Source organism: Mobilicoccus pelagius NBRC 104925, assembly GCF_000247995.1.
GTDB classification, from domain to species: domain Bacteria; phylum Actinomycetota; class Actinomycetes; order Actinomycetales; family Dermatophilaceae; genus Mobilicoccus; species Mobilicoccus pelagius.
In genome coordinates this window covers 120909-135144 of sequence record NZ_BAFE01000076.1, presented here as the reverse complement: position 1 = coordinate 135144, position 14236 = coordinate 120909, and the positions used below count along the sequence as shown (strand labels likewise).

General features: G+C 72.4%; 10 protein-coding genes. 8 read left to right on the top strand and 2 right to left on the bottom strand.

Annotated elements, in window-relative coordinates:
• Positions 1-15: 15 nt before the first annotated feature.
• The 3 genes from MOPEL_RS12125 (at position 16) to MOPEL_RS12115 (ending at position 2697) form a co-directional block, all read left to right on the top strand.
• A complete protein-coding gene (locus tag MOPEL_RS12125; RefSeq protein WP_009760582.1) occupies positions 16-1053 on the top strand; it encodes an o-succinylbenzoate synthase in 1038 nt (345 codons plus the stop codon).
• Between the two features lie 170 nt (positions 1054-1223).
• Complete coding sequence (locus MOPEL_RS12120; RefSeq protein ID WP_051992302.1) at positions 1224-1811, top strand: flavin reductase family protein; 588 nt, start codon at positions 1224-1226, stop codon at positions 1809-1811.
• A 301-nt stretch (positions 1812-2112) separates the two neighbouring features.
• Entirely contained in the window at positions 2113-2697 is a 585-nt protein-coding gene (locus tag MOPEL_RS12115) for a DUF2238 domain-containing protein (RefSeq protein WP_009760580.1), read from the top strand.
• A gap of 598 nt (positions 2698-3295) precedes the next feature.
• Here MOPEL_RS12115 and MOPEL_RS12110 read toward each other — a convergent pair.
• Entirely contained in the window at positions 3296-5164 is a 1869-nt protein-coding gene (locus MOPEL_RS12110) for a Type 1 glutamine amidotransferase-like domain-containing protein (RefSeq protein ID WP_009760579.1), read from the bottom strand.
• Positions 5165-5383: 219 nt separating this feature from the next.
• Here MOPEL_RS12110 and MOPEL_RS12105 point away from each other — a divergent pair, with 219 nt between their 5' ends.
• Together MOPEL_RS12105 and MOPEL_RS18775 are read left to right on the top strand one after the other, a co-directional pair.
• A complete protein-coding gene (locus MOPEL_RS12105; protein WP_009760578.1) occupies positions 5384-6736 on the top strand; it encodes a 6-phospho-beta-glucosidase in 1353 nt (450 codons plus the stop codon).
• 417 nt (positions 6737-7153) lie between these two features.
• Positions 7154-9403 carry a glucose PTS transporter subunit IIA gene (locus MOPEL_RS18775; protein WP_009760577.1) on the top strand — a complete coding sequence of 750 codons (2250 nt, stop codon included), beginning with the start codon at positions 7154-7156 and terminating at the stop codon, positions 9401-9403.
• A gap of 109 nt (positions 9404-9512) precedes the next feature.
• Here the strand turns inward: MOPEL_RS18775 and MOPEL_RS12095 are convergent, their stop codons facing one another.
• Complete coding sequence (locus tag MOPEL_RS12095) at positions 9513-10739, bottom strand: THUMP-like domain-containing protein (RefSeq protein ID WP_009760576.1); 1227 nt, start codon at positions 10737-10739, stop codon at positions 9513-9515.
• Positions 10740-10955: 216 nt separating this feature from the next.
• Between MOPEL_RS12095 and MOPEL_RS12090 the strand changes: the two genes are divergently transcribed.
• The 3 genes from MOPEL_RS12090 to groL all read left to right on the top strand — a co-directional run bounded on the left by MOPEL_RS12090 (position 10956) and on the right by groL (position 14065).
• On the top strand, positions 10956-11855 hold the full coding sequence (locus tag MOPEL_RS12090; RefSeq protein WP_009760575.1) for an SDR family NAD(P)-dependent oxidoreductase: 900 nt from the start codon (positions 10956-10958) through the stop codon (positions 11853-11855).
• A gap of 214 nt (positions 11856-12069) precedes the next feature.
• On the top strand, positions 12070-12366 hold the full coding sequence (gene groES, locus MOPEL_RS12085) for a co-chaperone GroES (protein WP_009760574.1): 297 nt from the start codon (positions 12070-12072) through the stop codon (positions 12364-12366).
• Between the two features lie 91 nt (positions 12367-12457).
• Positions 12458-14065 (top strand): chaperonin GroEL, encoded by a 1608-nt coding sequence (gene groL, locus MOPEL_RS12080; RefSeq protein WP_009760573.1) that lies wholly within the window; start codon positions 12458-12460, stop codon positions 14063-14065.
• The last annotated feature ends 171 nt before the right edge of the window (positions 14066-14236 follow it).

Here is a 14236-nt window from a genome sequence, read left to right as displayed (position 1 = left end):
AGCTAGCGTGACGGGGTGGATCCCGTGACGCTACCCGACCTGCCCGACCTGCCCACCCTGCTCGACGCCGCCCACGTGGTGCGCATCCCCATGCGCACCAGGTTCCGCGGCCTCACCGCCCGCGAGACGGTGGTCTTCGAGGGGCCGTGCGGCTGGGGCGAGTTCGGCGCCTTCGGTGAGTACGACGACGCCGAGGCGTCCCGCTGGCTCGCCGCCGGCCTCGAGGCCGCGTGGCGGGGACACCCCGCCCCGGTGCGCCGATCCGTGCCGGTGAACGCGACCGTCCCCGCGATCGAGGCCGACCGCGTGCCCGAGATCGTCGCGCGGTTCGGCGGGGCGGGCACCGCCAAGGTCAAGGTCGCCGAGCGCGGCCAGAGCCTGGGCGACGACGTGGCGCGCGTCGCCGCCGTCCGCGACGTCATGGGCCCCGCCGGTCGGGTGCGGGTCGACGCCAACGGCGGCTGGAGCGTGGACGAGGCGCTCGACGCGATCACCGCGCTCGCGCCCTACGACCTGGAGTACGTCGAGCAGCCGTGCATGGACGTCGAGGACCTGGCCCGCGTGCGGGTGGGGCTCGCGCGGCGCGGGCTCGAGGTCCGGGTCGCCGCCGACGAGTCGATCCGCCGCGCCGAGGATCCCCTGCGGGTCAAGCAGCTCGACGCCGCCGACGTGATGATCGTCAAGGTCGCGCCCCTGGGCGGGGTGCGGGCGGCGCTCGCCGTCGCCGAACAGGTGGGGTTGCCTGCCGTCGTGTCGAGCGCGATCGACACCTCCGTGGGCGTCGAGGCCGGCGTGGCGCTCGCCGCGGCGATGCCGGAGCTGCCGCTCGCGTGCGGCCTCGCCACCGTCGCGCTGCTCGACGGGGACGTCGCCACCACCCCCGCTCTGCCGCAGGACGGCGCCCTGCCCGTCCGCGGGTCCGACCGCCTCGACGTCGACCCCGACCTGCTCGAACGCCACGCGGCCCCTGTCGACCGCGTGGCGTGGTGGCGCGACCGACTCACCCGCTGCCACGCCCTCCTCGCGGACGGAGCCCGCCCCACGGGGAGCTGACCGGCCACAGGACGGTCGGGCCCCCACCCGCACGGTGAGGTGGTCTCTCGGGCCACGTCGGCGGCCTGGCCGCAGGGCAGGCGGACCCCACCGACCGCGGGGATGTCGTCGGCGGGCCAAGAGGGCGTCGCGTTACGGCTCGCCGGGAGCCGGCGGCTACCGTCGGGCGCGTGGAACGTCGACTCTTCGATCTCACGACTTGGCCCACCCCGCAGCCGTATCGGCTCCTCACCGGGTTGGTGGTGCCGCGGCCCATCGCGTGGGTGGGCACCCTCGACGCGAACGGGGTGGCCAACCTTGCGCCGCACTCGTTCTTCACCGTCGCCTCCGCGGACCCGCCCGTCGTGCAGTTCACGTCGGTGGGACGCAAGGACACGCTACGCAACGTCGAGGCGACGGGGGAGTTCGTCGTCAACCTCGCCTCCCGGGCTCTGCTCGAGCAGATGAACGCCACCTCCGCCTCGGTCGACGCCTCGGTCGACGAGTTCGACCTCGCGGGGCTGGGGACGGAGGCGTCGGAGCGGGTGGCACCGCCGCGCGTCGCCGATTCCCCGGCCGCCCTCGAATGCGTGCTCCACGACGTCGTGCCGGTGGGGAACTCGTTCGTCGTCCTCGGGAGGGTGCTGCTCGCCGCGGTCGACGAATCCGTGCTCGACGGTGACCGCCCCGCCGAGTGGCTCCTCGATCCCGTCGCCCGCCTCAGCGGCTCCCGGTACGTGACGTACGGGGAGACCGTCTCGCTCCGCCGGCCCGAGTGAGCGGGGGCGCGGTCGTCCACCTCGATCGACCCCGCCGCCGCCACCCGGCCGCCGCCACCCGGCCGCCGCCGCCAGGCGGATCGACGCGGTGACCACGCCGCACGAGTGAGGGGGGCGTCGGTGCAGCTCACCTCGGCCACGTCGTGTCTGGCCGAGCCGGCCTGCTCCGGCGTTGCTGGAGGGACGACGCGTGCAGGGCCGCGGATCGACGGGGCCCAGGGTGGGAGGCATGTCATCGTGGAGCGGCGACCGTTCGTGTCGCCCGTGTGCGACGACCCGGCGGATGACGGGAGGTGGAGGCGTGGGACGCGTGGCGTGCCTGGTGCTGTTCGCGGCGACGGTGCTGCAGTTGGGGGCTGTGGTGCTCCTGCCGGGGTTGCCACAGTTCGAGGGCAAGGCGTTCGGGGCGCGGGCGGTGCTCTACCCGCTGATGATGCTGCTCGTCCCGGCGGTGTGGGCGCTGCGCCGTCGTGGCCGCGGGGATGCTGCACCCTGGGGTGCGTTCGCGCTGGTCATGGCGCCGTTCCTCGTCGACGTCACCGGCAACACCCTCGACCTGTACGACCGGGTGGGCTGGTTCGACGACGCCTGCCACTTCGGCAACTGGCTGCTGCTGTGCAGCGGCCTCGGGATGCTCCTCGACCCGCGTCGCCGCGCCTCGCGGGGTCTGCGGGCGCTCGCGACCGCCGGGCTGGGGGCACTCCTCGCGGTCGTCTGGGAGCTCGGGGAGTGGTGGACGTTCATGCGGTTCGGCACCGAACTCGACGGCGCCTACCTCGACACCCTCGGCGACCTCGCCCTCGGCACGCTCGGGGGATGCGTCGCCGCCGGGCTCGTCGTCCTCACACCGTGGCGTGCGAGCGAGCGTGCGCCGCGGGAAGGCTGATCTCTGCGGGCCGGCACGGCCCGTCCCGCTTCGGCGCGCGGCATCGGCAGCGGGCCGTCGGTGAGGCCAGGCGTCGTCGTGCAGGTGCTGCGCCGTCGACCTTCGACCCGCGCCGTGTGCCCATGTCGGTGGGGGAGGCCCGGCGGGGGCGGTTCGCGCCCGGCCGAGGTGGCGCCGTCGTCGCCGAGGCACTGTGGTTCGTCGTCCGGGAGATCGTCCTCGCCCCAGCGTTCCTCGGGCAGGGGTGGGGGCGCCGCGTCCTCGCCCGACTCGCCGAGAGGGTGCCCGCGCGGGAGGGCGACACCCTGTGGGGGCACGATCCACGCCGACAACATCCCGTCGCTGCGCAACGCCCGCACGGTCGGGCGGGACGTCGTCGGCGGCTACGTGTGGTTCGCGCCACCCGGGTCGCCGGGGATGGGCTGGGACCGACCCCGTCCGACACCCGGCCGATTGCCCCGCCTCGCGCGTCTACTCGACCGCGGCTCGATCAGGCCGCCACGGCCAGGCTGATGTCGCGCGCCGCGACGTCGAGCAGGCTCCCGGTGGCTCCGGCCCCTGCGACGTTCGCGTGCGGGCCGGAGGTCGAGAAGCGACGTCAGCGCACCCGGTCGGTGGGGGCGTAGGTGGAGACGAAGAGGTCGGTACCGGCGAGGGCGCCGTTGGCGCTGGGGAACCAGCGTGCACGGCGGGCGTCGACGGTGACGACGGATCGGTCGCCGATCACGCGGGCGTCGCGGTCGGTGAGGACGAGGGCGGTGCGTTCGCTGATGCCGGCGCCGATCGTTCCGCGTCGCTGAGCGCCGACGTCGAACAGGCGGCCCCAACGGAATTCGCGGGTGAGCGTCGGTTCGAGGACGTACCCGCGCACGAGCCCGAGACCGGCGGCGAGGCGGGCGTCGCCGCGTCGGAACATCGCGATGGCCTCGGGGGATTCGGTGGTGACCTCGGGGTCGGGGTTCGTCACGTACCGCTGGCCGCCGACGGCGGTGGCGGCGCCGTCGGTCATCACGGCGACGCCGCTGCGTCGTGCGGCGGCGAGGCTCGCGCGGACGTCGCGGTCGGCGACGAACGACGCCATGCGCGACTGGTCGTCGCCGACGGCGAGCACCCCTGCGCTGCGGCGGATCTGGGCAGGGTCGAGGGGGTCGAGGCCGTGGCGGATCACGCGCACCTCGCCCGTCCATCCCTGCGCGCGGAGGGCGGCCGTGTAAGCGTCGGCGTCCTTGGTGCGGGCGGTCGCGTCGGCGTATCCGGCGAGGACGAGGACGATCGGGCGGCCCGGCGTCGCGCTCTCCACGAACGCGCGCAGCGGCGCGGAGGCGGCGGTGGCGTTCATCCCGCCGCCGAGCACGAGCGTCCCGCGCCCCGACGCCGTGAGGCGCGGCAGCGTGGTCGGTCGAGCGGCGGGGAGCCGATGGTCGTCGAGGCGCATCGTGCGCGAGGGCATGTCGTACGTCATCGCCCGGCCGCGCAGAGGTGCGACGAGGTGGGTGCGAACTCCCTGCACCGACAACGTGTTCCGCGGCCCGACCCACCGCGGTGCCGTCGCCGTCGAGAGGTCGACGACGCTGCTGGAGGAGTACCCGAACGGCTGCGTGAGGCGCGTATCGTCCTCGATGGAGAGGCCGGTGGCCCAGTCGACGCCGATGCCGATCTTGCCCGTGCCGCCGTGGTGCTCGGCCGAGCGGGCGACGTAGGCGAGGAGGCGACCGAAGCGTCCGCGTTGGTAGAAGTGCTGGTCGAGGATGGCGCGATGCGTGCCGAAGGAGAGGCCGCGTTCGTCGCTCCCGAGGTCGTCGCCCCAGAAGAGGAGCGCGGCGTCGCGTTCGAGCCCATCCTCGGGGTTGCGGTCCTCGGCGTATCCCGCTCCCATCGTTCGGGATTCGACGGCGTTGCCTGCGCTCGTACCGCCGACGACGACGCCGCGACGGGATGCCGCCGACATCGCCTTCTCGGCGGGCGAGTTCGCGAGGACCTTCATCGCGAGCACCTGGTCGCCGCCGAGGACGTAGACGCCGTCGGTCTCGGCGTTCGTGAACGGGGCGACGTTCGCCGGGTTCATCGCGTCGTGGCGGTCGAGGAGGGGCGCGAGCGTGGCGGTGCAGCCGGCGAACCGGGAGCCGTAGGCGCTCGCCTTGAGTGCTGCGTCGCACTCGGCGTCCATCTGCGCGGCACGTTGTCCCGCGAGCTGCAGGTTCTTTGCGCGGTCGGCGGGCGCGTCGCCGTAACTCGAGGGGACGACGACGATGTCGACGGTCGAGCCCCGGGCCTGCTGCGCCACGCGCAACGCGTACGACCGTAGCGACAGCGATTCGTACCCACCGCCGATCGGCACGAGCGTCTCCGGGGTGCGACGGTGGGCTTCACCTGCGGTGTCAGCGGGGGCGGCGAACGCCGGAGCCCCCAGCGCGAGTGACCCCAGCGTGAGCGCGGCAGCGAGCGAATGACAGGCGGAACGAGCCATGGATCCTCCAAGGTCGGTGGGCGACAACCTAGTCCGTGACTCGCGGGTAGGGTCCGTGTGGTGCGGCCACTGTTCGGAAGTCTCATGACGGGGGAGCCGCGAGTGAGGCCGGAGGGTGTCGATGCCGGCCTTGTCGGGGATCGAGGAACCCAGCGATAAGTTGCGGTTCTGGAACGCATTCTGTTCCCCGTCGTCGTATCCCACCGCAGGAGGTCAATCATGAAACTCACCATTCTCGGTGGAGGTGGTTTCCGCGTCCCTCTCGTGTACGGCGCGTTACTGCACGACGCGGGTGCGGGGCGGGTGGAGGAGGTCGTCCTCCACGACACCGCGGCCGACCGGCTCGACGTGATGACGGCGGTGCTCCGCGAGCAGGCCGGCGAGGCGCGCCGCGCCCACGGCATCACACCGCCGACCGTGCGTGCGACGACCGACCTCCGCGACGCCGTCACCGACACCGATTTCGTCTTCTCCGCGATCCGCGTCGGCGGCGCCGAGGGGCGCACGTGCGACGAACGGGTCGCCCTCGACCTCGGCCTCCTCGGCCAGGAGACGACCGGGCCGGGCGGAATCGCCTACGGCCTGCGCACGATCCCCGTCGTCATGGAGATCGCCCACACCGTGGCGGAGGTGGCGCCGCGGGCGTACGTCATCAACTTCACCAACCCCGCGGGCATGATCACGCAGGCGATGCAGACCGTCCTCGGCGACCGCGTCGTCGGCATCTGCGACTCCCCGATCGGGCTCGGTCGCCGCGCCGCCGCCGCGCTCGGCCTCGATCCCGCGCGCACCGCGTTCGACTACGCCGGGCTCAACCACCTCGGGTGGCTCCGGGCGCTGCGGTACGAGGGGCGCGACGTCCTCCCCGAGCTCCTCGCCGACCCCGCGCGCCTCGCCCGCACCGAGGAGGGGCGCCTCTTCGGGCACGACTGGCTCGAGGCGATCGGTGCGATCCCCAACGAGTACGTCTACTACTACGACTTCACCCGTGAGGCGATCACGTCGATCCGTGGCTCGGCGCAGACGCGGGGCGAGTTCCTCCTCGACCAGCAGTCGGCCTACTACGAGGCCGCGCTCGCCGACACCGACGGCGCGTGGCGACGCTGGCAGGAGGTGCGTGCCGAGCGCGAGGAGACGTACATGGCGGAGGCCCGCGCCGAGGGTGAGGAACGCGACATGACCGACGTCGGCGCCGAGGGGTACGAGCAGGTCGCGCTCTCGCTCATGCACGCGATCTCCCGTGGCGATCGGTCGGTGATGATCCTCAACGTCCGCAACGGCACGGCCCTGCCCGGCCTGCCCGCCGACGCCGTCGTCGAGGTGCCGTGCGCCGTCGACGCGAACGGCCCCCGCCCCCTCATGACCGACCCCCTCACGGGGCGGATGCTGGGGCTCACGGCACAGGTCAAGCACGCCGAGGAACTGACGATCGAAGCCGCCCTCACCGGCTCCCGACGCCGTGCCGTCCAGGCCTTCGCCTCCCACCCGCTCGTCGAGTCCGTCTCCCTCGCCCGCCTCCTGCTCGAGGGGTACTGCGAGCGCATCCCCGGGGTCGCCGCCGCCCTGCGGTGACGGGTGCGGGGCGGGCGAGACCCGCTCCGCTCGAATCGGCGCACCGCGCTCACGGCCGGCCGTGGCCCGGTCATCCGAGCAGTCCCGGTCGGGAATCCCTCGTCGCAGGCAGCGACGGGGCGGCGTGCCGTGCCCGTCCGACGGCGCGACGTCTCGCCCCCGCGGCCCGACGACGTGCAGCGGCGAGGGCCGAGACCGGCGGTGCCGAGCGACGGGAACGCCCCTCGCCGCCGTGCGGGCGGACCTTCGGCACGGTCGCGAACGTCGTCGAACACCCCGACACGCCGATTCTCTCGTGGCGACAACCCCCGACGGGGGAGGTTCTGGGTCACCCTGAGAACGCGCCACCCCGGCGCCGGGCGAGAATGAGCCCGCCGTTCTCGGCGAAAAGCCCCCTTGCGACCAGAAAGCATCAGCATGGCAGCGAGTCCCGCACAGGAGATCGTCGACAGCGTCGGCGGTCCCTCCAACATCGTCAGCCTGACGCACTGCGCCACGCGTCTCCGTTTCCAACTCCGTGACGGCTCCGCCGTCGACACGCCCCGCGTCGAGGCGACCCCCGGTGTCATGGGTGCCGTCCCGCAGTCCGGCGACCGCTATCAGGTCGTCATCGGCGGCGCGGTGCAGAACGTCTACAACGACATCATGGCGTTGCCCTCGATGACGTCCTCGGCCGCGGCGCCCGCGGCGGGCGGCGCGAAGTCCGACGACGAACTCAAGGCCGAACTCCGTGCCGGTGGCCCCCGCGGCGGCCGGGCGTGGCTCGACAACTTCTTCGAGTTCCTCTCCGATTCGTTCCGCCCGATCCTCGGTGCCCTTCTCGGTGCGTCGTTGTTCATCACGTTCATGGCGTTGATGGCGACGCTCGGCGTCATCGGCAACTGGGCCGACCCCCGCGTCACGCTCACCGGCGGCTGGGCGTTCATCAACCTGCTCTGGCAGGGCGTGTTCTACTTCCTGCCGCTCATGGTCGCGTACAACGCCTCCAAGAAGCTCGACGCCGACCCGTGGGTCGGTTTCGCGATCATGGGTGTGCTCATGCTCCCCGGTTTCACCGGGCTGGGCGAGGCGGCCCACACGGCCACCGTGTTCGGCTCCGAGGTCAAGATCTTCGACGTCTTCGGCCTGCCGCTCACGGTGTTCAACTACGGCTCGACGGTGTTCCCGCCGCTGCTCATGGCGGTCGTGCTCGGCCCGCTCTACAAGTTGCTCAAGAAGATCATCCCGAGCAACCTGCACCTCATCTTCGTGCCGTTCTTCGCGATGCTCATCATGATCCCGCTGACGGCGTTCCTCATCGGCCCCATCGGCGTGTACGTGGGCGCCGGCCTTGGTCAGTTCCTCAAGTCGATCAACGACTTCAGCCCGCTGATCTTCGCGATCATCATTCCGCTCGCCTACCCGTTCATGGTGCCGCTGGGTCTGCACTGGCCGATCAACGCGATCATGCTCGCGAACATCAGCACCATCGGGTACGACTTCATCCAGGGCCCCATGGGTGCGTGGAACTTCGCGTGCTTCGGCGCCACCGCCGGTGTGCTCTACCACGCGATCCGCGACAGGGAGGTCGCGATGCGCCAGACCGCGACCGGTGCCCTCGCCGCGGGCCTGCTCGGTGGGATCTCCGAGCCGTCCCTCTACGGCATCCACCTGCGGTTCAAGAAGATCTACCCGCGGATGCTCGTCGGCTGCCTCGTCGGCGGTGTCATCATCGGCCTCGGCGGTGGCGTGACGACGAAGGCGTTCGTGTTCACCTCGCTGCTCACGATCCCGGCGTTCGACAACATCCCGCTCTACGGCGCTGCGGTCGCCGCCTCGTTCTTCACCGCGATGATCCTCGTCGTCATCGGCGACTACCGGACCCCCGAGCAGAAGCTCGCCGCCCGCGCCGCCGCCACCGCGACGACCGACACCGCGATCCCGGCACAGGACCCGGTGGCCGACGAGGCCATCACCCTGCGCACCGACGACCGCATGGCGCACGCCGCGTCCCCGGTCTCGGCCGCCGGCACCGCCGGAACCCCCACCGCCGCGACGGGCACCGCCACGCGCCCCGCCGACACGCGTCCCACGGACACGCGCGCCGCCGGTGCTGGAGCCACCGCCGCCGGGGCCACCGCTGTCGGCGCCGCCGCCGGCACAGCGCCCGCCGGTGACCCGACGTCGCAGACCTACGGCACGTCCGCTCCGGCATCCGGTCGCACGGACCTGATCGAGATCGGCGCCCCCGTCGACGGCACCCTCGTGCCGCTGTCGGAGGTGCCCGACAAGGTGTTCAGCGCCGGGCTCGTCGGTCCGGGCGTCGGCATCGACCCGAGCGACGACACGATCTGCGCCCCGGCCGCGGGCAAGGTCATGGTCGCCCAGGCCACGGGCCACGCCTTCGGCCTCGCGCTCGAGGGCGGCGTGGAGCTGCTCATCCACGTCGGCATCGACACCGTCAACCTCGACGGCAAGGGCTTCGACGTGCGCGTCAAGGCCGGTGACGTCGTGCAGGCGGGCACGCCGCTCGTCACGGTCGACCGCCGCGTCATCGAGGAGGCTGGCTACAGCCTCATCACCCCCGTGCTCGTGACGAACCACTTCACCACCGGCCCGGTCGAGCCCGTCGGCTCCGGCCACGTCACCCGCGGTCAGACGGTCCTCACCGTGGCGCCCAAGGCCTGACCGGCCGCCACATCTCGAACGGCCCCCGTCCCCTGCGATGGAGACGGGGGCCGTTCGCATGCCCGACGAGGCGGCCGGGCGGGTGACGCCACCGGTGCCGGTGTGGGCCTCATGTGAGGGCGTCGAGCACGAGGGCGACCGGGCCGTCGGGGCCGACGGTGAGGAGGAGGGTCGCCTGGTCGCCACCACGGCGCGACACCCCGAGACGGCGGCGGAGGTCGTCGGGGTCGAGGCGGCCACCGCGTCGCTTGATGGTGAGTCCCGTGATCCCCTCGCGGCGCAGCCACGCCTTGACGGCCTTGACGTTCGCGGGGAGGACCTCGACGACGCGATGCCGCCGCGCGTACGGCACGCAGGTGTCGGAGTCGGAGACGACGTAGCCCATGCCCGACGCGATCTCGGCGCCGTCGACGGCGCGGGTGAGCGCGCCGACGAGACCCGCCTGGAGCACGGCGAGATCCGGTTCGTGGAGGACGGAACCCGGGGTGAGGGCGACCGATCCGGCCGGGGTCGCGTCCGCCGCGTCGGCCTCGGTGACGACGACCGGCGCGGACCCGGTGCCGAGGAGCGTCGCGGTCCGGCCGGCGCGGTCGACGAGCGGCCCCCACCACACGGCGCACTCGACGAGGTCGCCGTCGTGCGACACCCACTCGGCCTGCGAGCCGGCGGGCAGCTCGTGCGCGGGGAACGCGGGGGAGAGCTTGACCCCGGTCGCCGGGACGCGCGCGGCCGTGTCGACGACGAGCTCCCACGGCGGGGTCATGTCCTCGAGGCGGAACGTCCGTCGCGTGCGGCCGGAGGCGTCGGTGCGGCCGGGGATGCGTCGGGCGGGGTCGAACCACACGCCGTCCTCCGGCGCCGGGTCCGCGCCCTCGGCTCGCCCCCACCGGGCACGGGAGCCTGTTCCGCGGTCGAGCGTGCGGAGATTGTGGTCGGCGAGGAGGGCGGTGGACTCGTCGACGTCGATCGCATATGCGCTCACCCCTGCCCGGACGAGACCGAGCGCGTCGGCACCGAGCCCGCAGCCGAGGTCGTGCACGCGGGGGACACCGGCGGCGGCGAACCGGGCCCCGTGATGATCGGCGACCTCCCTGCGCGTCGCCTGCTCGAGGCCGTCACGGGTGAGGAGCATCCGGGCGGCGTCGTCGCCGAACTTCGCCCGTCCCTGCGCCCGCAGCTCCGCCTGGGTGAGGACGGCCGCGACGAGCGTCGCGTCCAGCCCCTCGGCCCGCAGGCGGGTCCCGAGGGCGAGGTCCTCTGCCGGGTCGTACGGCGGGAGTCCGGCGAGGACGTCGAGACCGTCCTCGACGAGCAGCCTGGCGGTGTCGGCGTCCATGACCCATCACGCTACCGGCTGCCCGTCCCGTCGCCACGGGCTCCCGGGCGGGGACGGGAGGTGCCGACACTCCCCACCGCCGCGGTCGATCGATCACCCCACCGCCACACGACGTCGCCGATCCCGGTCGTCGTATGACCGTCCCGCGGTCGGGTCTCGACGAGCCGGTGTCGTCGTGTGGGGTGAGACTGGAGGTCCGTCCGCCGGAGGAGAGCCATGCCGAAGATCCCGTTCGTCCCCACCGACACCAGCGAGGCCGCGGAGCGGTTCGCCGATACGACCGTGCTCGTCACGGGCGCGTCGTCCGGCATCGGCGAGGCCCTCGCCCGTGAGGCCGCCGTCGTCGCGGACACCGTCGTCCTCGTCGCGCGTCGGCGCGACCGCCTCGAGGAGGTTGCGCGGCGCCTCGCGATCGTCGACCGTCACGGCCGCGAGCCGCTGCGTGTCGAGGTGATTCCCGCCGACCTCTCGACCCCCGAGGGCGTGCGTGCGCTCGTCGACGACGTCTCCGCCGCGGGCCTGGGGGTGGACGTCCTGGTCAACAACGCCGGGTTCGGCGACTACGCCCTCCTCGAGGAGGCGGAGCCCGACACCCTCGCGCGGATGATCGCCGTCAACGTCACCGCCCCCACCCTGCTCACGCGGGCGCTGCTGCCCGCGATGATCGAGCACGGGCGTGGCGCGATCCTCATGGTCGGGTCGAGCGCGGGGCGCATGCCCACGCCGGGTGCCGCCGTCTACGCCGCGACGAAGCACTACGTCGACGGCCTCTCCGAGGGGCTGCGCGGCGAACTCGCCGGCACGGGCGTCACCCTCACCCAGCTGCAGCCGGGGCCGGTCGCCACGGAGTTCGACGACGTCTCCGGCATGGGGCCGCTCACGAACGCCGTGGGCGTCGCCCGCATCAGCGCCGAGCAGTGCGCCCGCGAGGCGTGGGAGGGTCTGTCGCAGGGGCGCGCCGTCGTGTTCCCCGGCGCCGTGCTCCGCACGATGATGCGTGCCTCGTCCCTCACCCCGCGCGTCGCTCTTCGCCCGGCGCTCGCCGCGGTGGGCCGACGGTCGCGTCAGGAGTCCCGTGGCCGAGTCGCCCCGGCGCAACCTTGGCAGTCGAGTTGACCGAGTGCTAACCGAGGCCTAGATTCGGAGTTAGCACTCGACGGCTCCAAGTGCCAGGCGCGGAACGCTCCGCACGGCGCCGGAGACGGTCGGGAGAGCAGAGAACAGCAGGCGTCATCGACCCAGGGCCGACCCCCGCGACGGCGGTCCACCGGCCGGTCGCCTGCACCGAACTCATGTGCCCTCACGGGCGCTCTAGTCGAAAGGTGGAACCGTGTCGGTGAACATCAAGCCGCTCGAGGACCGCATCGTCGTCAAGTCCAGCGAGGCCGAGCAGACCACGGCCTCCGGCCTCGTCATCCCGGACACCGCCAAGGAGAAGCCCCAGGAGGGCGAGGTCCTGGCCATCGGTCCGGGTCGTGTCGACGACAACGGCAACCGCATCCCGCTCGACGTCCAGGTCGGCGACAAGGTCATCTACAGCAAGTACGGCGGCACCGAGGTCAAGTACGCCGGCGAGGAGTTCCTCATCCTCTCCGCCCGCGACGTGCTGGCCGTCGTCACCAAGTGACGCGCTGACCACCCATACGCTTCACCGACGCGCCCCGGCCGCCTGAGCAAGGCGCACGCCGGGGCGTCGTCGTCCTACCGAGAGGTTTGACATGGCCAAGGAACTGGAGTTCAACGACTCCGCACGCAAGGCGTTGGAGCGCGGTGTCGACGCGCTCGCGAACACCGTCAAGGTGACGCTCGGCCCGCGTGGCCGCAACGTCGTCATCGACAAGGCGTGGGGCGCCCCCACGATCACGAACGACGGTGTGACGATCGCCCGCGAGGTCGAGCTCGAGGACTCCTACGAGAACCTCGGCGCGCAGCTCGCCAAGGAGGTCGCCACCAAGACGAACGACATCGCCGGTGACGGGACGACGACCGCGACGGTCCTCGCCCAGGCGATGGTCAAGGAGGGTCTCCGCAACGTGGCCGCGGGTGCGGCTCCGGCGGGCCTCAAGCGCGGTATGGAGAAGGCCGTCGAGGCGCTCGACGCCAAGCTGCTCGAGGGTGCGCGTGAGGTCGAGGGCAAGGACGAGATCGCGCAGGTCGCGTCCCTCTCGGCGCAGGACCGCGAGATCGGCGAGCTCATCGCCGAGGCGTTCGACAAGGTCGGCAAGGACGGTGTCATCACCGTCGAGGAGAGCAACACCGCCTCCACCGAGCTCGAGTTCACCGAGGGCATGCAGTTCGACAAGGGCTATCTGTCCCCGTACTTCGTCACCGACACCGAGCGCATGGAGGGTGTCCTTGAGGACGCCTACGTGCTCGTCAACTCCGGCAAGATCAGCACGGTCGCCGACATCCTCCCCGTCCTGGAGAAGATCGCGCAGGCCAAGAAGCCGCTGCTCATCATCGCCGAGGACGTCGACGGCGAGGCCCTCTCGACGCTCGTCGTCAACCGCATGCGCGAGATCCTCAAGGTCGTCGCCGTCAAGGCGCCGGGCTTCGGTGACCGCCGCAAGGCGATGCTGCAGGACATCGCGATCCTCACGGGCGCGACGGTCGTCTCCGAGGAGGTCGGTCTCAAGCTCGACAACGTCGACCTCGACATGCTCGGCCAGGCCCGTCGCGTCGTCGTCACCAAGGAGGCCACGACGATCGTCGACGGCGCCGGTGAGAGCTCCGAGGTCGAGGGCCGCGTCGGCCAGATCAAGGCCGAGATCGAGCGCACCGACTCCGACTGGGACCGCGAGAAGCTCCAGGAGCGTCTCGCGAAGCTCGCCGGTGGCGTCTGCGTCATCAAGGTCGGCGCGCACACCGAGGTGGAGCTCAAGGAGAAGAAGCACCGCATCGAGGACGCGATCTCCGCGACCCGTGCGGCCATCGAGGAGGGCATCGTCCCCGGTGGTGGCTCCGCGCTCGTCCACGCCTCGGTGGCGGCCGACTCCCTGTCGCTCGAGGGTGACGAGGCCACGGGTGCCCAGATCGTGCGCAAGGCCGCGGCCGAGCCGCTGCGGTGGATCGCCGAGAACGCGGGCCTGCAGGGCTACGTCGCCGTCGCGAAGGTCTCCGAGGCCGGCCCCGGCACGGGTCTCGACGCCGCGACGGGCGAGTACGGCGACCTCGTCGCCAAGGGCATCATCGACCCGGTCAAGGTGACGCGTTCCGCGCTGCGCAACGCCGCCTCGATCGCGGCGATGGTCCTCACCACCGACACGCTCGTGGTCGAGAAGAAGGAAGAGGAGGAGCCCGCCGCCGGTCACGGTCACGGGCACTGATCCCCCTGCTGCCGCAACGGCGCGGCGACGAGACGAGCACGCCCCGGAACGGGACTCCTGTTCCGGGGCGTGCTCGTGCGTCTCCCGGTGGGCGGGGTGCGCGGTCAGGAATGTCGAGGCCCGAGAGGGCGGAATCGGAGCAGGACGATGGCGGGTTCAGTGGACGAGGCA

Coding starts and splice junctions, on each gene's coding strand:
- MOPEL_RS12105 (WP_009760578.1), top strand. CDS start 5,384: ATGAAACTCACCATTCTCGGTGGAGGTGGTTTCCGCGTCCCTCTCGTG.
- MOPEL_RS12090 (WP_009760575.1), top strand. CDS start 10,956: ATGCCGAAGATCCCGTTCGTCCCCACCGACACCAGCGAGGCCGCGGAG.
- MOPEL_RS12095 (WP_009760576.1), bottom strand. CDS start 10,739: ATGGACGCCGACACCGCCAGGCTGCTCGTCGAGGACGGTCTCGACGTC.
- groL (WP_009760573.1), top strand. CDS start 12,458: ATGGCCAAGGAACTGGAGTTCAACGACTCCGCACGCAAGGCGTTGGAG.
- MOPEL_RS18775 (WP_009760577.1), top strand. CDS start 7,154: ATGGCAGCGAGTCCCGCACAGGAGATCGTCGACAGCGTCGGCGGTCCC.
- MOPEL_RS12110 (WP_009760579.1), bottom strand. CDS start 5,164: ATGGCTCGTTCCGCCTGTCATTCGCTCGCTGCCGCGCTCACGCTGGGG.